This window comes from Micromonospora sp. AP08, assembly GCF_008085935.1.
GTDB lineage: Bacteria > Actinomycetota > Actinomycetes > Mycobacteriales > Micromonosporaceae > Micromonospora > Micromonospora chersina.
This window is the reverse complement of record NZ_VSEZ01000003.1, coordinates 199,268-216,898: the sequence shown is the minus strand read 5'-3', so window position 1 is coordinate 216,898 and position 17,631 is coordinate 199,268. Positions and strand designations below refer to the sequence as shown.

The following is a 17,631-nucleotide window of genomic DNA, read 5'->3' as shown; positions in this document are numbered from 1 at the left end:
TTACCGAGGTTTCCACTGGCGGACCGCCCTTCCCCCGGCGGCCCGCCATGACGACAGGAGTACCGATGCGCATCCGTACCGCGGGTGTGGTCGCTGTCCTCGGCCTGGCGCTCGCCGCGTCCGGCTGCGGCGGCAGTGACAGCGACAAGCCGGCCGCCAAGGAATCGGCCACCAAGGCCACCGGCGGCAAGCTGGTCATCTGGGCCGACGACAAGCGGACCGCGGCCCTGAAGCCGTTCGCCGAGGAGTTCGGCAAGGAGAACGGTGTGACCGTCGAGGTCCAGGCCGTCTCCAAGGACCTGCAGACCAACTTCGTCACCGCCTCGCAGCAGGGCAGCGGCCCGGACGTCGTGGTCGGCGCGCACGACTGGATCGGCAACCTGGTCCAGAACGGCGCCATCGACCCGGTGCAGCTCGCCGCCGAGCAGAAGAGCGCGTTCAACGAGACCGCCGTCAAGGCCGTCACCTTCAACGGCCAGCTCTACGGCGTCCCCTACGCCACCGAGAACGTCGCGCTGATCCGCAACACCGAGCTGGCCCCCGAGGCGCCGAAGACGATCGAGGACCTCGTCGCCACCGGCAAGCAGCTCAAGGCCCAGAAGAAGGCCAGCGAGATCCTCTGCCTCCAGTCCGGCCAGAACGGCGACGCCTACCACATCTACCCGCTGTACACCTCGGCCGGCGGGTACCTGTTCGGCACCGCGGCCAACGGCGACTACGACCCGAAGGACCTGGGCGTGGGCAAGCCGGAGTCGATCGCGGCCTTCCAGAAGATCGCGAAGCTCGGTGAGAAGGGCGAGGGCGCGCTGAAGCGCTCCATCACCGGCGAGAACTCCATCGCCACCTTCACCGGCAAGAAGTGCGCCTTCCTGGTCTCCGGCCCGTGGGCCATCGCCGACGCCAAGAAGGCCAACATCAAGTACGACATCTCCCCGGTCCCCGGCTTCGCCGGTGGCAAGGAGGCCCAGCCGTTCGTGGGCGTCCAGGCGTTCTACGTCGCCGCCAAGGGCAAGAACAAGGCCCTGGCCCAGGAGTTCGTCACCAACTACGTGACCAAGCCCGAGCTGGCCGTCGCCCTGTACAAGGCCGAGCCGCGCCCGCCGGCGCTGACCGCCGCCTTCGACCAGGTCAAGGGCGAGGACCCGGACCTGGCCAAGTTCTCCGAGGCCGGCAAGAACGGCCAGGTTCTCCCGGCGATCCCGGCCATGGCCGCGATCTGGGACCCGTTCGGCAAGGCGGAGGCCGCCATCATCGGCGGCGCCGACCCGGCCAAGACGATCACCGCCGCCGGCAAGACCATCCAGGGTCAGATCAAGTAATGAGCACGTCGCTGTCCGGCCCGGGGTCTGCTGAGCAGGCCCCGGGCCGGGAGCCCGTTCGCCGCGGGCTCCCGCGCACGTCCCGTACCGCGCGGAACCACGCGCCGATCACCGCGAGCGGCCTCGTCGTCAAGGTGGTCCTGCTCGGCCTCGTGGCCGGGATCGCGATCTGGGCGGCGTTCCCGCTCATCGAGGCCGAGCACTGGATCGGGCTGGCGATCCTCGCCGCCACCACCGCCGGCCTGTTCTACCTCTACCTCGGCCGCCGGCACATCCCGGCCAAGTACCTGGTCCCCGGCACGATCTTCCTCATCGCCTTCCAGGTCTTCCCGGTGCTCTACACGGCGAGCACCGCGTTCACGAACTTCGGCGACGGCCACCGCGGCGGCAAGGACGACGCGATCGTCGCCATCCAGACCTCCTCGGTGAAGCAGGTCCCCGGCTCCACCGAGTACGCCCTCTCCATCGCCACCAAGGGCGACCCGGCCACCGGCACACTGGTCTTCCTGCTCAGCGACCCCAAGACCAAGGAGGTCTTCGCGGGCGACGCGGGCGGGCTGCGCAAGCTCGACGCCGGCCAGGTGGAGGCCAGCAGCCTCACCGGCAAGATCACCGCCGCGGACGGCTACACCATCCTGAACATCGGCCAGGCCAGCGTCCGGAGCAAGGAGATCACCGACCTGGTGGTGCCCACCTCCGGCGGCGCCATCCGGTCCAACGGCCTCACCCGCGCCTACGAGGGCAAGGCCGTCCGGGCGTACGACGCGGGCTGTGACTGCGTCAAGGACGGCGAGACCGGCAAGACCTGGACCGCCGACCCGGCCACCGGCGCCTTCGTGGCCGCCGACGGCGAACGGCTCGCCCAGGGCTGGAAGGTGAACGTCGGGCTGAAGAACTTCACCCGGGTGCTCACCGACGACAAGATCTCCGGGCCCTTCCTCGGCACCCTGATCTGGAACTTCGCCTTCGCCATCGCCTCCACCGGCGGCACGTTCCTGCTCGGAATGCTGATCGCGCTCGCGCTCCACTCGCCCCGGATGCGGGGCACCAACTTCTACCGGGTGCTGCTGATCCTGCCGTATGCCATGCCGTCGTTCGCGATGCTGCTGGTCTGGCGGGACATGTTCAACACCGACTTCGGCCTGATCAACAACGTGTTCGGGCTCGGCGTGGACTGGTTCGGCCAGAACTGGACGGCCCGCTTCGCGGTCATCCTGGTGCAGCTCTGGCTCGGCTACCCGTACATGTTCCTGGTGACCACCGGCGCGTTGCAGGCCATTCCGCGCGAGCTGACCGAGGCCACCTCGGTCGACGGCGCGTCGCCTTGGCAGTCGTTCCGGGCGGTGACCCTGCCGCTGCTGCTGGTGGCGCTGTCGCCGCTGCTGATCTCGTCGTTTGCGTACAACTTCAACAACTTCAACGCGATCTACCTGACCACGGAGGGTGCGCCCTTCCCGGCGGACAACTCCACCAACGGCGCGACCGACCTGTTGATCACGTACACCTATCGGCTGGCGTTCGGCGCACAGGGTGCGGAGTTCGGCTTCGCCGCGGCGATCTCGATCTTCATCTTCACCATCGTCGCGGTGGTGTCGGCGGTGAGCTTCCGGCGTACCCGCAAGCAGGAGGAGGTCTACTCGTGACGACCTACGCGGACGCCCCCGTCGCCAACCGGAACGCGACGCGGAGGGCGAAGAACCGCTGGTTCGCCCAGGTGGGCTGGCGGCACCTCGTCGGGGTGCTGGCGGTGGTGTTCAGCCTCTTCCCGATCGTGTTCGTGTGCTCGGCCGCTCTCAACCCGCTGGGCACTCTCTCCTCCACGGAACTGGTGCCCTCCGGTGGGATGTCCCTCGGCAACTTCAGCGAGCTGTTCCAGCGCACCGCCTTCGCGCGGTGGTTCCTCAACTCGCTGCTGGTCGCCGGGGTCGCCTCCTTCGCGTCGGTGTTCCTTTCCGCACTGGCGGCGTACGCCTTTTCCCGGATGCGTTTCCGCGGTCGCCGGGTGGGGCTGCTCTCACTGCTGCTGATCCAGATGTTCCCGCAGTTCCTGGCCATCGTGGCGATCTTCCTGATCTTCACCACGGTCACCGACCTGTGGCCGGCGCTCGGCTTCGACACCCCGTGGGGTCTGTTCCTGCTTTACCTCGGTGGGGCGCTGGGCGTGAACACCTGGCTCATGAAGGGCTTCTTCGACACGCTGCCGCGCGAGCTGGACGAGTCGGCCACCATGGACGGGGCCACGCACGCCCAGGTCTTCTTCCGGATCATGCTGCCGCTGGTGGCCCCGATCCTGGCGGTGACCGCGCTGCTGTCGTTCATCGGGACGATCAACGAGTTCCTGATCGCGAACGTGTTCCTGCGCGACGCCAACTCGAAGACCCTGGCGGTCGGCATGTACGGCCTGCTCCAGGGAAACGAGCGGAACACCAACTTCGGCATCTTCGCGGCGGCGACCCTGCTCACCGCCATCCCCACGGTGCTGGTGTTCCAACTGCTCCAGCGCTACATCGTCTCCGGCCTCACCGCCGGAGCCGTCAAGGGATAAGCCGGAGGGGTGGCCGCGCCGTCGTGGGCGAGGCGAGTGGTGCCACTCCGCACGCTGCGGCAAGGGCGTCGTTGACGTACACCGGAGCGGTTCTCGGGCGGACCGCCGCGGTCGGGTGACCGATCGCGGCGGGTGCCCGCCCGACTCCCTGTCGAGAACGACGCGAAAGGCATCCCCATGTCTCTCCAGCCGCACCACGACGGATCCGCCACCTACGTGCCCGAGCAGGAGCCCGCGCTCGGGCAGACCGTGCCGGTCCTCGTCCGGGTGCCGGCCGGCTCCGGCGTCCGCCAGGTGCACGTCCGGACCACCGGCGACGGCGAGCCGCGCTTCGCCGAGGCGGTGGTCGACCGCACCGAGGGCGGTGACGTGTGGTGGCGGGCCGACGTCGAGGTCCGCAACCCGGTCAGCAACTACCGCTTCCTGCTCGACGGCCCGGCGGGCGCCCGCTGGCTGAACGCCGCCGGTCTGGTCGACCACGACGTGCCGGACAACGGCGACTTCAAGCTGGTCAGCCACGCGCCGCCGCCGGCCTGGGCCCGGGACGCGGTGATCTACCAGATCTTCCCGGACCGGTTCGCCCGCTCGGCCGCCGCGGCCGGCCGGACCGCGCCGGACTGGGCGATCCCGTGCGACTGGGACACCCCGGTGATCGGGCGCGGCCCGGAGACGCCCCGCCAGTTCTACGGCGGCGACCTCGACGGAATCACCGAGCGCCTGGACCACCTGGACCGGCTCGGGGTGAACACCGTCTACCTCACGCCGATCTTCCCGGCCCGCTCCAACCACCGGTACGACGCGGCGAGCTTCGACACCGTCGACCCGCTGCTCGGCGGGGACGCCGCCCTGGCCCGGCTGGCCGACGCGGTGCACGCCCGGGGCTGGCGGCTGCTCGGCGACATCACCAGCAACCACACCGGCGACGCCCACCAGTGGTTCACCGCGGCGGTCTCCGACGTGCACGCGCCCGAGCGGGAGCTGTACTACTTCGACCTGGCCGGCGGGTGCGACGACTCCAGCTCGGCGCGTCTGACGCCGCGCCGCGACCTGGAGCCGTCGTACGAGTCCTGGAACGGGGTCAAGTCGCTGCCGAAGCTCAACTGGGGCAGCGCCGAGCTGCGCCGGCGCTTCGCCACCGCCGAGGACTCGCTGCTGCGCCGCTGGCTGCGCCCGCCGTACGCGCTGGACGGCTGGCGGGTGGACGTCGCGAACATGACCGGCCGGCGGGGCGCGGACGCGTACACCCACGAGGTGGCCCGGCTGCTGCGGGAGGTGGTCGCCGAGACCCGCGCCGACGGGCTGCTGCTCGCCGAGCACGGCCACGACCACACCGGTGACCTGGACCGGGACGGCTGGCACGGCACCATGAACTACGTCGGCTTCACCGATCCGGTCTGGTCCTGGCTGCGCCAGGGCGACGACCCGGTGCCGAACTTCCTCGGCACGCCCGGCGGGGTGCGGCGGCGGGACGCGGGCGCCGTGCTGCGCACCATGAACACCTACCGGTCGCTGGTCTCCTGGCGGTCGTACACGCACTCGTGGCAGCTGCTCGGCTCGCACGACTCGGCCCGGATCCGGACCGTGGTCGGCGACGCGGCCCGGCAGGAGGTGGCCGCCGGTCTGCTCGCCACCATGCCCGGCACGCCGGTGATCTTCGCGGGCGACGAGCTGGGCCTGACCGGCACCAACGGGGAGGGTTCGCGTACCCCGATGCCGTGGCACCGGCCGGAGAGCTGGGACCGGGGCACGTTCGAGGCGTACCGGTCGCTGCTGGCGCTGCGCCGGAACGAGCCGGCGCTGCGGCACGGCGGCCTGCGCTGGGTGCACGCCGACGCGGACACCCTGGTCTTCCTCCGCGAGGCGCCGACGGGCGCGGCGCTGGTGCTGGCCCGCCGTGCTCCCGGCACCCCGGTCCGCCTGACCGGCCTCCCGGCGGGAGAGAACGTCTACGGCGACGCCCCCGCCCTACGCCCAGACGCCGACGGCCAGGTCACCCTCCCCGGCGACGGCCCGACCTTCCAGGTCTGGCGCCTCACCTGACCCGACCTCCAGCCTTCGCGATCTTGCAGTTGCGGCCCGTGTACTGGGGCTTTCGCCCCTCTTGTCGGGGCGGGAACTGCAAGATCGCGGGGGTCAGGGGTGGGGGGTGGGCCCAAGCAGGGCGCGGACGCCTGTCAGGTAGGTGGCGCGGTTCGGGGAGCCGGTCAGGATGCGCTGGGTGAAGTAGCCGGGGACCAGGCCGAACAGCGCGGTGCCGACGGCCTCCGGGTCGGCGTCCGCGGGCAGCTCGCCGGCGTCGCGCGCGCGTGCGGCGGCGGCCACGAAGTGGCCGCGCAGCCGGGTGTACGTGGCCCGGACGAACTCGGCCAGCACCGGGTCGCGCTGCGCCTCGCTCCACACCTGAAGTGCCAGCGGCAGCACGCCGTCCGGGCCGAGCTGGGTGTCGACGAAGGTCAGCGCCCGCTCCAGCACCCCGGTCAGGGGCAGCGGCGGGTCGGCCGTGGCCAGGTCGGCGAAGGTCGCGTCGGCGGTGCCGATCACCGCCTGGGCGATGGCCGTGATCAGGTCGTTCTTGCTCGGGAAGTAGCGGTAGACCGCGCCGACCGAGAGCCCGGCTTCCTTGATCACGTCCTGCATCGAGGTGTTGTGGAAGCCGTCGCGCACGAAGCAGCGCCGGGCCGCGTCGAGGATCTGCTGACGGCGGGCGGCCAGGTGTTGCTCGGAGACGCGTGGCACGGCCCACATTCTAAATCGAACGCTCGTTCTTGACGATTCTCGCGGCGGCGGCGCACGCTCAACTCAAGAGAACGAACATTCGTTTTAAGGAGACGTCGATGCTCCGCTCCCGCTCGCCCTGGATGCTCGCCGCGCTGCTCGCCAGCCTCGTGGTCGTGGTGCAGGCGCTGCTCGTACCCCTCTTCGCGGCGCCGGCCGCGCACCTCGCGCCGCGCGACCTGCCGGTCGCCGTCGCCGGGCCGCCGCCCGCCACCGCCGACCTGGCCGCCCGGCTCGCCGCCGCCCGGCCCGGCGGCTTCGCCGTCACGACGCTGCCGGACGCGACGGCGGCCGACCGGGCCCTGCGCGACCGGGAGGTGTACGCCGCCTTCGTGGTCGGCCCGGACGGGGTGGCCCTGCACACGGCCCCGGCCGCGAGCCCGACCGTCGCGGCCCTGCTCACCGAGGCCGCCGGGCAACTCTCCGCCGGCCGTCCGGTGCCGGTGGTGCAGGTCGTGCCGGCCGACCCGGACGACCCGCGCGGGGCCGGCTTCGCCGCCGGGTTCCTGCCTCTCGCGCTGACCGGCATGCTGGCCGGGGCGCTGCTCACCGTGCTGGTGGCCCGCCGTGCCGTGCGGCTGGCCGGCCTGCTCGGCTACGCCGTCCTGGCCGGTCCGGCCGCGACCGCGGTGCTGCACGGCTGGCTCGGCGTCCTCGCCGGGGACCCGTGGCGCGAGGCGGCCGCCATCGGGCTGTTCGCGCTGGCCACGGCGGCCACCGTGGCGGGCCTCGGCGCGCTGCTCGGCCGGGCCGGGCTGGGGCTCGGCGCGCTGCTCGTCTTCCTGGTCGGCAACCCGCTCTCCGCGGTCGCCGCCGCGCCCGAACTGCTGCCGCAGCCCTGGGGCGTGGTGGGCCAGTTCCTGCCCGTCGGGGCGGGCGGCACGCTGCTGCGCTCGGCCGCGTTCTTCGACGGGGCGGGGGCCGGCCGGTCGCTGGCCGTGCTGGCCGGCTACGCGCTGGTCGGCCTCGCGCTGGTCCTCGTCGGCAGCCGGAGCCCCCGGGTCGGCGCGGGCAGCCCGACACCTGCCGCCCGGCCCGCCGAGGTCACGGTATGACGGCACCTCGGCGGGCCGGCTACTACAAAGCGTCGTTGATGGGGGAGGATGGCCGGCGTGGAAGCTCTTCGACTGATCCTTCTCTACGTCCATCTGATCGGGTTCGCGCTGCTGCTCGGCGGTTCGATCGCCCAGTTCGTCAGCGGCCGGCTGCGGATCAATGCGGCCATGCTCTGGGGCTCGGTGATCGGGCTGCTGACCGGAATCGGTCTGTCCGCCCCACTGCGCGACGGCGACGAGCCGGCACCGGCCAAGCTTGTTACCAAGTTGGTGCTCGCGCTGCTGATCTTTGTCATGGTCTTCTTCTCCCGTAAGCGGGAGTCCGTGAACCGCGGGCACTTCCTGGCGATCATCGGGTTGACGCTGGTCAACGCGGCGGTGGCGGTCTTCTGGCGTTAGCCCTCCGGCGCAGCGGGAAGACCTCGGGAAACGGACGTTCGCGACGCCTCTCCGGAGGGCCGTCGGCACGAAAGGTGACGTGCCCCACGCGCGGGTTACGTAGGGGTAACGACCGTTCAACAGTCGTGCACGATTGTCGGCCGGTGGGTGGGCGCGGGCGTACGCTCCCGTCCGTAACGTGGGACGCCGGCGGCACACCGCAGGCCGGCGCAAGGGCTGCCACCGCGCACGACGCGGTGTGCAATGGGAAGGAGACGTCTTGCGCTCTGTGCGTGGGATGCGGATCGCCTCCGCCATCGTGGCGGGTGGCCTCGTGCTGGGCGCCGCCGCGTGTGGTGAGGCCCCCAAGGACGGCAACAACGCCGGCGGCAACGGCGGCAAGAAGTTCAGCGCCTGCATGGTGACCGACGTCGGCGGCATCGATGACAAGTCCTTCAACACCTCGGCCTGGAAGGGCCTCCAGGAGGCGAAGAAGGAGAACGACAAGATCGACATCAAGAACGTCCAGTCGAAGGCCGAGGCGGACTACGAGGTCAACCTGACCGGGTTCGTCAACCAGAAGTGCGACTTCATCCTGGCCGTCGGTGGCCTGATGTCGGACGCCACCAAGAAGGCCGCCGAGGCGAACAAGAACCAGCAGTTCGCCATCGTGGACGCGAACCCGGGTGTGGACAACATCTACCCGATGCAGTTCGACACCGCGCAGGCCGCCTTCCAGGCCGGTTACCTGGCCGCCGGGATGAGCAAGACCGGCAAGGTCGGCACCTACGGCGGTCTGCCGATCCCGCCCGTGACCATCTTCATGGACGGCTTCGCCGACGGCGTGGCGTACTACAACAAGGCCAAGGGCAAGAACGTCCAGGTCATCGGCTGGGACAAGGCCGCCCAGAAGGGCTCCTTCACCAACGACTTCGTCAAGCAGGACGAGGGCAAGAAGGTCTCCGACGCGCTGGTCGCCCAGGGCGCGGACATCATCATGCCGGTCGCCGGTGGCGCCGGCCTCGGCACCACCGCCGCCGCGCAGGCCTCGAACGGCAAGTACTCGGTCATCTGGGTGGACGTCGACGGCTGCGAGAGCACCCCGAACTGCCCGGCGCTGGTCACCACCGTCGTCAAGAACATCCCGGACGCCGTGAAGGACGCCGTGCTGAAGGCCGCCAACGGCGAGAAGCTCCAGGCCAAGCCCGGCTTCGTCGGCACCCTGGCCAACAACGGCGTCTCGATCGCGCCGTACCACGACTTCGACAGCAAGGTCCCCGCGGACCTGAAGGCCGAGGTCGACAAGATCAAGGCGGACATCGCCGCCGGCACCATCACGGTCACCTCGAAGGCCCAGCCGACCAAGTGACCGCTCCGCCGGCCGCCGCGGTGAGATCATCGGCAGCGGGGGCCGGCGGGCACCAGGTTTGACGACCGGCCGCCTCGGCGTACGCGGGGAAGACCCCGCGCGACGTCGGGGCGGCCGGTCACCTTGATCCCCCACTGACCCCCACCCGGCGCGGTGGCCGGCGCGTAGTCGCTACGCTGCACCATCGCTCGCACTCCAGGAGGTTGCGCTGAGACTCGAACTGCGCGGCATCACCAAGCGGTTCGGTGATCTGGTCGCCAACGACCACATCGACCTGACGGTGGAGCCTGGAGAGATCCACGCCCTGCTCGGCGAGAACGGCGCCGGCAAGTCGACCCTGATGAACGTGCTCTACGGGCTCTACCAGCCCGACGAGGGCGAGATCCTGGTCGACGGCAAGCCGCTGAAGCTGAAGGGCCCGTCCGACGCGATCGCGGCCGGGATCGGCATGGTGCACCAGCACTTCATGCTGGTGCCGGTCTTCACCGTGGCCGAGAACGTGATGCTGGGCGCGGAACAGGTCAAGGGGGGCTTCACCGGCTTCCTCGACCGCCGGCGGGCCCGGCGCGAGGTCGCCGAGGTCTCCGAGCGGTACAACCTCCGGGTCGACCCGGACGCGGTCATCGAGGACCTGCCGGTCGGCATCCAGCAGCGGGTGGAGATCGTCAAGGCCCTGACCCGCGACGTCGACCTGCTCATCCTCGACGAGCCGACCGCCGTGCTGACCCCGCAGGAGACCGAGGAACTGCTCACGGTCATGCGGTCGCTCAAGGAGGCCGGCAAGTCGATCGTGTTCATCACCCACAAGCTGGGTGAGGTCAAGGCGATCGCCGACCGGATCACGGTGATCCGGCGCGGGAAGACGGTCGGCACCGCCGAGCCGAGCGCCAGCCGCGACGAGCTGGCCGCGCTCATGGTGGGCCGCAGCGTCCGGCTGACCGTGGACAAGAAGCCGGCCCAGCCGGGCAAGCCGATCCTGGAGGTCGCCGGCCTGGTCGTCGACGACGACCGGCAGGTACGCGCGGTCGACGGCGTCGACCTGACCGTGCACGCCGGTGAGGTGCTCGGCGTGGCGGGCGTGCAGGGCAACGGGCAGACCGAACTGATCGAGGCGATCATGGGGCTGCGCCCGGTGCTCGCCGGCTCGGTCACCCTCGACGGCAAGGCCGTGCACGGCTGGTCGACCAAGAAGGTGCTCCGCGCCGGCGTCGGGTACGTCCCGGAGGACCGCAGCGTCGACGGCCTGGTCAAGGAGTTCTCCGTCGCGGAGAACCTGGTGCTGGACATCTACGACCAGCCGCCCTTCGGCAAGGGCCTCTCGCTCAAGCCGGACGCCATCGCGAAGTCGGCGAAGGAGCGGGTCGAGCAGTTCGACATCCGCACCTCCTCGGCGGACGCGGCGGTCGGCACCCTCTCCGGGGGTAACCAGCAGAAGGTGATCGTGGCCCGGGAGCTGTCCCGGCCGCTGAAGCTGTTCATCGCCGCCCAGCCCACCCGGGGCGTGGACGTCGGCTCGATCGAGTTCATCCACAGCCGGGTCATCCGCGAGCGGGACATCGGCACCGCCGTCATGGTGGTCTCCAGCGAACTGGACGAGGTGATCGGCCTGGCCGACCGGATCGCGGTGATGTACCGCGGCCGCGTCATCGGCGTGGTCGGCCCGGACACCCCGCGCGAGGAGATCGGCCTGCTGATGGCCGGCATCACGCCGGACACCGCCACCACGACCGCTGACGGCCCTGGCAACGAGGACGAGGCATGACCAACCCGAACCCGGTGTCGGGCTCCCCGGACAAGGAGCCGGCGACCGAGGCGCAGGAGGCGCGCAGCGAGGCCCGGGCGACGCCGTCCGCGCCCGCCGGCGACACCGAGCGGGCGGTGCCCGCCACCGCGACGAAGCAGCGCGCGGCCGAGGGGCCCCGCCCCACCCTGGGCCGGCTCTTCCTGGACAACCTCTGGGCGGCCAACACGGTCACCGTGACGGTGCTCGCCGTGCTGCTGGCCATGCTGGTCGGCGCGGTGCTGATCATCGTCTCCGACCCGGAGGTGCTGGCCACCTACGGCTACATCACCGCACGACCGGCTGACGCGCTCAACGCGAGCTGGACCGTGGTCAGCGAGGCGTACGCCAACCTGTTCAAGGGCGCGATCTTCGACCCGGACGCGGTCGGCTTCACCGCCGCGATGGGCCCGATCTCGGAGACGCTCACCTACACCGCGCCGCTGGTCTTCACCGGCCTGGCGGTCGCGCTCGCCTTCCGTGGCGGCCTGTTCAACATCGGCGCCCAGGGCCAGGCGACCATCGGCGTCATCCTGTCCGCGGTGGCCGGCTTCGCGCTGCCGCTGCCGCCCGGGGTGCACCTGCTCGTCGCGCTGATCGCCGGCGCGCTGGGCGGCGCGCTCTGGGGCTTCATCCCGGGCATCCTCAAGGCGCGCACCGGCGCCCACGAGGTGATCAACACGATCATGCTCAACTACGTGGCGGTCTACTTCCTGTCCTGGATCATCATCCAGAGCGGGGTGCAGAACCCGAACCGGTCGGACGCGATCAGCAAGCCGGTCGACTCCTCCGCCCAGCTGCCCCGGCTGCTCGGCGACAACCTGCGGGTGCACGCCGGCATCCTGCTCGCGGTCCTGGCCACGTGGTTCATCGCCTGGCTGCTGAACCGCTCGACGCTCGGCTTCGAGCTGCGCGCGGTCGGCGAGAACCCGGACGCCGCCCGGACCGCCGGCATCAGCGTCACGAAGACGTACGTGCTGGTCATGGTGATCTCGGGTCTGCTGGCCGGTCTCGGCGGGTCGAACATGGTGCTCGGCTCGACGGCGAACGCGCTGACCCCGCTGGTGATCGCGCAGATCGGCTTCGACGGCATCCTGGTCGCCCTGCTCGGCCGGGTGAAGCCGTGGGGCGTGCTGCTGGCCGCGCTGCTGTTCGGCGCGCTCCAGGCCGGCGGCAACCGGATGCAGTCGTACTCCGGGATCTCGCTGGAGCTGGTCACCGTGCTCCAGGCGCTCATCGTCATCTTCATCGCCGCGCCGGCCCTGGTGAAGGCGATCTTCCAGCTCCGGGCGGCCCGCGCGGCCCGGCTGCAGACGAGCCTCGCGAAGGGCTGGTGAGCATGTCCACCACCGCTGTCCCCGAGGTCGCCGTGACCGCGGTCGACGAGGGCTTCTGGACGCGCGTCCGCAAGACCGGGGCCGTCCTGCTGGGGCTGGGCGTGCTCGCCACGGTGCTGTTCGGCGCGCTCGCCACCGACCAGCAGGCCCGCTTCACGCTCAGCGAGACCGAGGGCGGCGCCGCCCTGGAGATCAACGGCACGGTCGGCGCGATCCTCTTCGGGATCATCGCCGCCGCGGCCGGCGCCGCGCTGCTCGCCGGGGTGCCGAAGCGCTGGTTCACCCTGGTGCTCGGGGTCGGGCTGGTCGCCTTCGTGCTGAGCTTCCTGTGCTGGCAGGTGTCCGCCGCCCCGGCGGGCCGCAACTTCATGCCGCTGGTCAACGTCCTCCGGGGCACGTTCATCCTGGCCCTGCCGCTGATCTTCGGCGCCCTGGCCGGGGTGCTCTGCGAGCGGTCCGGCGTGGTGAACGTGGCGATCGAGGGCCAGTTGCTGATGGGCGCCTTCTCCGGCGCGCTGTTCGGCAGCATCTCCGGCAGCGTCTGGGTGGGCCTGGTGGCCGCCGCCATCGGCGGTGCGCTGATCTCGCTGCTGCTGGCCGTCTTCGCCATCCGCTACCTGGTCGACCAGGTGGTCATGGGCATCGTGCTCAACCTGCTGGCGGTCGGCGTCACCGGCTTCCTCTACGAGCGGCTCATGCAGACCGACGCGACGAAGTACAACAGCGCGCCGCGGTTCAGCAACTGGGAGATCCCGCTGCTCAAGGACATCCCGCTGATCGGTCCGGCGCTGTTCCGGGGCAACATCTTCCTCTACCTCGGGCTGCTGCTGGTGCTGGTCATCCACATCGCGCTGTTCCGTACCCGGTGGGGCCTGCGGACGCGGTCCGTGGGTGAGCACCCCACGGCCGCCGACACGCTCGGCGTGAAGGTGCTGCGGCTGCGCTACCGCAACGTGCTCCTGGCCGGGCTGGTGGCCGGCGTGGGTGGCGCCTCGTACACCCTGGCGCTCTACTCGTTCACCAAGAACATGATCGGCGGTAAGGGCTTCATCGCGCTGGCCGCGCTGATCTTCGGCCGGTGGAGCCCGACCGGCGCGCTGCTCGCGGCGCTCTTCTTCGGCTTCGCCGACCAGCTCGCCACCTACCTGGGCGCGATCGGCAGCAGCATCCCGAGCCAGTTCCTCGCGATGCTGCCCTACCTGGCGACGATCCTGGCGGTGGCCGGGCTGGTCGGCAAGGTCCGGGCGCCGGCCGCCGACGGCAAGCCGTACATCAAGGGCTGACCGCCCGCGACACACCGTGCCCGGCGGGGAAGACCCGCCGGGCACCGTCGTCTCCGGCCGCCACCGCGACCGATCGGCGTGAATTGGGCAGAATGGGAGTCGTGATGGAGATCGACTGGGAGCGGCTGCGGGCCGCCGCCACCGAGGTCATGCGGCACGCGTACGTGCCCTACTCGAAGTTCCCCGTCGGGGCGGCCGCCCTGGTCGACGACGGCCGGGTGGTGGTCGGCTGCAACGTGGAGAACGCCGCGTACGGCGTGGTGCTCTGCGCCGAGTGCGGCGTGGTGTCCTCGCTGCACGCCACCGGCGGCGGGCGGATCGTGGCGCTGTCCTGCGTCGACGCCACGGGTGAGCCGCTGATGCCGTGCGGGCGGTGCCGGCAGCTGCTGTGGGAGAACGGCGGCCCGGAGTGCCTCATCGAGGCGAAGGGCGGCACGCTGCGGATGGCCGAGCTGCTGCCGCACGCGTTCGGCGTGGAGGACCTGGAGGCGGTGACCGGCGAGACGCCGGTGCCCGTGGTGCCGGAGCGGCTGGCCGCCTGGCGGGGGCGGGGCTCGGTCTTCGTGCACCCCGACCTTTCCGCCGGGCAGCAGGTGTGGACGGCGTACTGGGAGCGGTCGGCCGGGGACAGCGAGGGCGCCGAGACCGGCGTGCTGGAGGAGGGCCCGACCTGGGACGACCCGGCCGAGGCGATCACCTGGGGGCTGGCCCGGACGCCGCGCGTCGTCGTGGTGGACGCGTCGGGCACCATCTTCTGGGCCGGCGAGGGCGAGCCGCCCCTGGAGATCCCGGTCCGCTGGTCCGGTGCCTGACTCCCGCGACGCCCGCGGTCCGGTTTCCCGAGAACGAGGAAAGATCATCTGATGAGTGCATTCACGGCGGTTGACGTCATCCGGGCCAAGCGGGACGGTGGCGTGCTGAGCGACGGCCAGATCGACTGGGTCGTCGACGCGTACACCAAGGGCCTGGTGGCCGACGAGCAGATGTCGGCGCTGGCCATGGCGATCCTGCTGCGCGGCATGACCGCGCCGGAGATCGCCCGGTGGACCGCCGCCATGATCGCCAGCGGCGAGCGCCTGGACCTGTCGCCGGTGGCCCGGCCGACCGTGGACAAGCACTCCACCGGCGGCGTCGGTGACAAGATCACCCTGCCGCTGACCCCGCTGGTCGCCGCCTGCGGCGCGGCCGTGCCCCAGCTCAGCGGCCGGGGCCTCGGCCACACCGGCGGCACCCTGGACAAGCTGGAGTCGATCCCCGGCTGGCGGGCCGCGCTGACCAACGACGAGTTCATCGCCCAGCTCCGCGACGTCGGCGCGGTGATCTGCGCGGCCGGCGACGGGCTGGCCCCGGCCGACCGCAAGCTGTACGCGCTGCGGGACGTCACCGGCACCGTCGAGGCCATCCCGCTGATCGCCAGCTCGATAATGAGCAAGAAGATCGCCGAGGGGACCGGTGCGCTGGTGCTCGACGTGAAGGTCGGCTCCGGCGCCTTCATGAAGAACGTCGACGACGCCCGCGAGCTGGCCCGGACCATGGTGGAGCTGGGCGGCGCGCACGGGGTGCGGACGGTCGCCCTGCTCACCGACATGTCGACCCCGCTCGGTCTGGCCATCGGCAACGCGGTCGAGGTGACCGAGTCGGTCGAGGTGCTGGCCGGCGGCGGCCCGGCCGACGTGGTGGAGCTGACCCTCGCGCTGGCCCGGGAGATGCTGGCGGCGGCCGGCCTGCCCGACGCCGACCCCGAGGCGGCGCTGCGGGACGGCCGGGCCATGGACGCCTGGCGCACGATGATCCGGGCGCAGGGCGGCGACCCGGACGCCCCGATGCCCACGGCCCCCGAGGTCGAGGTGGTCACCGCGACCGACGACGGCTACGTCGCCGGGATCGACGCGTACGCCATGGGCGTGGCCGCCTGGCGGCTGGGCGCCGGCCGGGCCCGCAAGGAGGACCCGGTGAGCATCCCGGCCGGCGTGGTGCTGCACAAGCGCCCCGGCGACCGGGTACGCGTCGGCGAGCCCCTGTACGAGCTGCGCGCGGAGCACGCCGAGCGGATCCCGGCCGCGCTGGCCGAGGCGGAGCGGGCCGTGCGGATCGCGCCGGACGCCCCCGCCGCGACGCCGCTGGTGATCGAGCGGATCGGCTGATCTTTTCCGGTCATGGTGCGGTGCCCACCGAGCCGCTATCCTCGCAGGCCAAGGGGGGACCGACCGGCGATGAGCCGTTGCGAGCAGACAGGGACCTGAGCCGTGCGCGTACCCGCCCCCGACCCCCGGGCCGTCCGTGAGGCGAGCCTCGACGAGCTGTCGCGGCTGGGCCTCCCGCTGCCGCCCCCGCAGTTTCCGCTGGTCTGGGAGCCGGGCGACGAGATCGAGCTGCGTCCCACCCCGGAGATCGAGGCCCGCATCGCGGTGCTGCACGTGATCCTGGCCCGCTGCTTCGGGATGCCCGCGCAGGCGGCGATGAGCTGGTTGCTGGAGTCGCACCTGGTCGAGATGGTGACCCCGCCGGAGTGGCAGTTCGTGATGGGCGGCAAGGGCGACCACCGGTCGTTCGTGCTGCACCACGACGCGCTGTTCTCGCTGGCCTGGGTGCTCGGGCTGGCCAAGGAGCTGGACCCGACGGTGCCGGTGGACGAGCGGCTCGTCGAGCGGATGCCGAACCTCGTGGCGGGGGAGACCTTCGGCCAGTGGCGGGCCCGGATCCTGGCCGCACCGCAGCACCCCGCCGACGCGGCCGCCCTGCTCGACCTGCACTACTGCCTGGACTGGGCGTACCTGGAGTCGGAGGAGGCCGGGCTGGCGCTGCCGGGGCTGGTGGACGCGAACGCCATCGGGCAGCGCCGGTGGGCGCTGGAGTGGGCCGTGGTGCTGCGCGGGCCGTACCACGACGAGCCGCCCGGCTGGGAAGAGGTCGACCTCTCCACCTGAAGCGGCGGTGGTCAGCGCGGCCGGTGCACGGCGAGCCGGACGGCGAGGGTGACCGGCACCGGCTCGGGCAAGGCCGTGATCCGCTCGGCGAGCCGGGCCGGGTCGGCGTGCCAGGCGCTGGGCCCCATCCCGACCAGGGTGGCCACCTCGGTGCGGCTCAGCTCCAGCCGGGTCCGGTGCTCGGTGGCCGACTCCTCGGTGAAGTGCGCGCTCAGGCTGCCGGCGACCCGGTCGGCCTTGGCCGGGTCCACCCGGAGCAGGTCGAGCGCGTCGACCAGTTCGGCGAGATGGTCGCCGGCCGGGGTGACCACCAGCAGCGCGCCGGCGGGGTCGAGCACCCGGTGGAACTCGGCGCCGTTGCGGGGCGCGAAGACGTTCAGCAGCACGGCCGCGGACCGGTCGGCCAGCGGCAGCCGCTGCCAGGTGTCGGCCAGCGCGGCGGCGGCGCGCGGGTGGGCCCGGGCCGCCCGGCGCAGCGCCGGCTTGGCGACGTCGAGGGCGAGGCCGACCGCGTCCGGCAGCGCCGCCAGCACCGCCGCGAGGTACCAGCCGGTGCCGGCGCCAGCGTCCACCACCAGGGGGTACGCCTCGCCGGACACGATCTCCCGGGCCTTCGCGGCGAGCGCGGCGGCCACCGGGCCGTAGTGGCCGGCCGCGAGGAAGTCGGCCCGGGCGGCGACCATCTCGGCGCTGTCCCCCGTGTGCGGGGCGCGGCCGGCGAGCAGGTTGACGTACCCCTGCCGGGCGATGTCGAAGCTGTGCCGGCGCGGGCAGCGCAGCGCCCGGGCGGTGCCGGCGGTGGCCTCGGCCAGCGGCTCGGCGCACACCGGGCAGCGCAGCCGGGCCAGGATGCGGTCGTCCAC

General features: G+C 71.8%; 15 protein-coding genes. 13 read left to right on the top strand and 2 right to left on the bottom strand.

The annotated features are described in order from the left end of the window. Positions 1–65 precede the first annotated feature (65 nt). The 4 genes from FXF50_RS07380 to FXF50_RS07365 all read left to right on the top strand — a co-directional run bounded on the left by FXF50_RS07380 (position 66) and on the right by FXF50_RS07365 (position 5,904). A complete protein-coding gene (locus FXF50_RS07380; RefSeq protein ID WP_148426473.1) occupies positions 66–1,319 on the top strand; it encodes a maltose ABC transporter substrate-binding protein in 1,254 nt (417 codons plus the stop codon). After that, complete coding sequence (locus FXF50_RS07375; protein ID WP_148426472.1) at positions 1,319–2,962, top strand: ABC transporter permease subunit; 1,644 nt, start codon at positions 1,319–1,321, stop codon at positions 2,960–2,962. Before FXF50_RS07380 ends, FXF50_RS07375 begins: the two co-directional genes overlap by 1 nt. Next, positions 2,959–3,864 carry a sugar ABC transporter permease gene (locus FXF50_RS07370; protein ID WP_148426471.1) on the top strand — a complete coding sequence of 302 codons (906 nt, stop codon included), beginning with the start codon at positions 2,959–2,961 and terminating at the stop codon, positions 3,862–3,864. The genes FXF50_RS07375 and FXF50_RS07370 overlap by 4 nt, the downstream gene beginning before the upstream one ends. 177 nt (positions 3,865–4,041) lie before the next feature. Then, entirely contained in the window at positions 4,042–5,904 is a 1,863-nt protein-coding gene (locus tag FXF50_RS07365; RefSeq protein WP_148426470.1) for a glycoside hydrolase family 13 protein, read from the top strand. Between the two features lie 93 nt (positions 5,905–5,997). Here the strand turns inward: FXF50_RS07365 and FXF50_RS07360 are convergent, their stop codons facing one another. Beyond that, positions 5,998–6,600, bottom strand: coding sequence for a TetR/AcrR family transcriptional regulator (locus FXF50_RS07360; protein ID WP_187399563.1), 603 nt, complete (start codon positions 6,598–6,600; stop codon positions 5,998–6,000). Between the two features lie 98 nt (positions 6,601–6,698). On the opposite strand from FXF50_RS07360, the gene FXF50_RS07355 reads away from it, so the two are divergent. The 9 genes from FXF50_RS07355 to FXF50_RS07315 all read left to right on the top strand — a co-directional run bounded on the left by FXF50_RS07355 (position 6,699) and on the right by FXF50_RS07315 (position 16,768). Beyond that, on the top strand, positions 6,699–7,694 hold the full coding sequence (locus FXF50_RS07355; RefSeq protein WP_148426468.1) for a hypothetical protein: 996 nt from the start codon (positions 6,699–6,701) through the stop codon (positions 7,692–7,694). Positions 7,695–7,751: 57 nt separating this feature from the next. Further along, positions 7,752–8,093, top strand: coding sequence for a hypothetical protein (locus tag FXF50_RS07350; RefSeq protein WP_091322005.1), 342 nt, complete (start codon positions 7,752–7,754; stop codon positions 8,091–8,093). A 277-nt stretch (positions 8,094–8,370) separates the two neighbouring features. Then, a complete protein-coding gene (locus FXF50_RS07345) occupies positions 8,371–9,441 on the top strand; it encodes a BMP family protein (protein ID WP_148426649.1) in 1,071 nt (356 codons plus the stop codon). A 208-nt stretch (positions 9,442–9,649) separates the two neighbouring features. Further along, on the top strand, positions 9,650–11,203 hold the full coding sequence (locus FXF50_RS07340; RefSeq protein WP_148426467.1) for an ABC transporter ATP-binding protein: 1,554 nt from the start codon (positions 9,650–9,652) through the stop codon (positions 11,201–11,203). Continuing rightward, positions 11,200–12,558 (top strand): ABC transporter permease, encoded by a 1,359-nt coding sequence (locus tag FXF50_RS07335; RefSeq protein WP_148426466.1) that lies wholly within the window; start codon positions 11,200–11,202, stop codon positions 12,556–12,558. Before FXF50_RS07340 ends, FXF50_RS07335 begins: the two co-directional genes overlap by 4 nt. Before the next feature lie 2 nt (positions 12,559–12,560). Then, complete coding sequence (locus FXF50_RS07330; RefSeq protein ID WP_148426465.1) at positions 12,561–13,841, top strand: ABC transporter permease; 1,281 nt, start codon at positions 12,561–12,563, stop codon at positions 13,839–13,841. A gap of 92 nt (positions 13,842–13,933) precedes the next feature. Then, entirely contained in the window at positions 13,934–14,653 is a 720-nt protein-coding gene (locus FXF50_RS07325) for a cytidine deaminase (protein ID WP_187399562.1), read from the top strand. 51 nt (positions 14,654–14,704) lie between these two features. Beyond that, positions 14,705–15,985 (top strand): thymidine phosphorylase, encoded by a 1,281-nt coding sequence (locus FXF50_RS07320; protein WP_148426464.1) that lies wholly within the window; start codon positions 14,705–14,707, stop codon positions 15,983–15,985. Positions 15,986–16,087: 102 nt separating this feature from the next. Continuing rightward, positions 16,088–16,768, top strand: coding sequence for a DUF4272 domain-containing protein (locus FXF50_RS07315; RefSeq protein WP_148426463.1), 681 nt, complete (start codon positions 16,088–16,090; stop codon positions 16,766–16,768). An 11-nt stretch (positions 16,769–16,779) separates the two neighbouring features. On the opposite strand, the gene FXF50_RS07310 is transcribed toward FXF50_RS07315, so the two are convergent. Beyond that, a complete protein-coding gene (locus FXF50_RS07310) occupies positions 16,780–17,631 on the bottom strand; it encodes a putative RNA methyltransferase (protein WP_148426462.1) in 852 nt (283 codons plus the stop codon).

Bases quoted from the DNA above. Each gene is read 5' to 3' on its own strand.
- FXF50_RS07380 (WP_148426473.1), top strand. From the start codon at position 66: ATGCGCATCCGTACCGCGGGTGTGGTCGCTGTCCTCGGCCTGGCGCTC.
- FXF50_RS07375 (WP_148426472.1), top strand. From the start codon at position 1,319: ATGAGCACGTCGCTGTCCGGCCCGGGGTCTGCTGAGCAGGCCCCGGGC.
- FXF50_RS07365 (WP_148426470.1), top strand. From the start codon at position 4,042: ATGTCTCTCCAGCCGCACCACGACGGATCCGCCACCTACGTGCCCGAG.
- FXF50_RS07355 (WP_148426468.1), top strand. From the start codon at position 6,699: ATGCTCCGCTCCCGCTCGCCCTGGATGCTCGCCGCGCTGCTCGCCAGC.
- FXF50_RS07345 (WP_148426649.1), top strand. From the start codon at position 8,371: ATGCGGATCGCCTCCGCCATCGTGGCGGGTGGCCTCGTGCTGGGCGCC.
- FXF50_RS07335 (WP_148426466.1), top strand. From the start codon at position 11,200: ATGACCAACCCGAACCCGGTGTCGGGCTCCCCGGACAAGGAGCCGGCG.
- FXF50_RS07330 (WP_148426465.1), top strand. From the start codon at position 12,561: ATGTCCACCACCGCTGTCCCCGAGGTCGCCGTGACCGCGGTCGACGAG.
- FXF50_RS07325 (WP_187399562.1), top strand. From the start codon at position 13,934: ATGGGAGTCGTGATGGAGATCGACTGGGAGCGGCTGCGGGCCGCCGCC.
- FXF50_RS07320 (WP_148426464.1), top strand. From the start codon at position 14,705: ATGAGTGCATTCACGGCGGTTGACGTCATCCGGGCCAAGCGGGACGGT.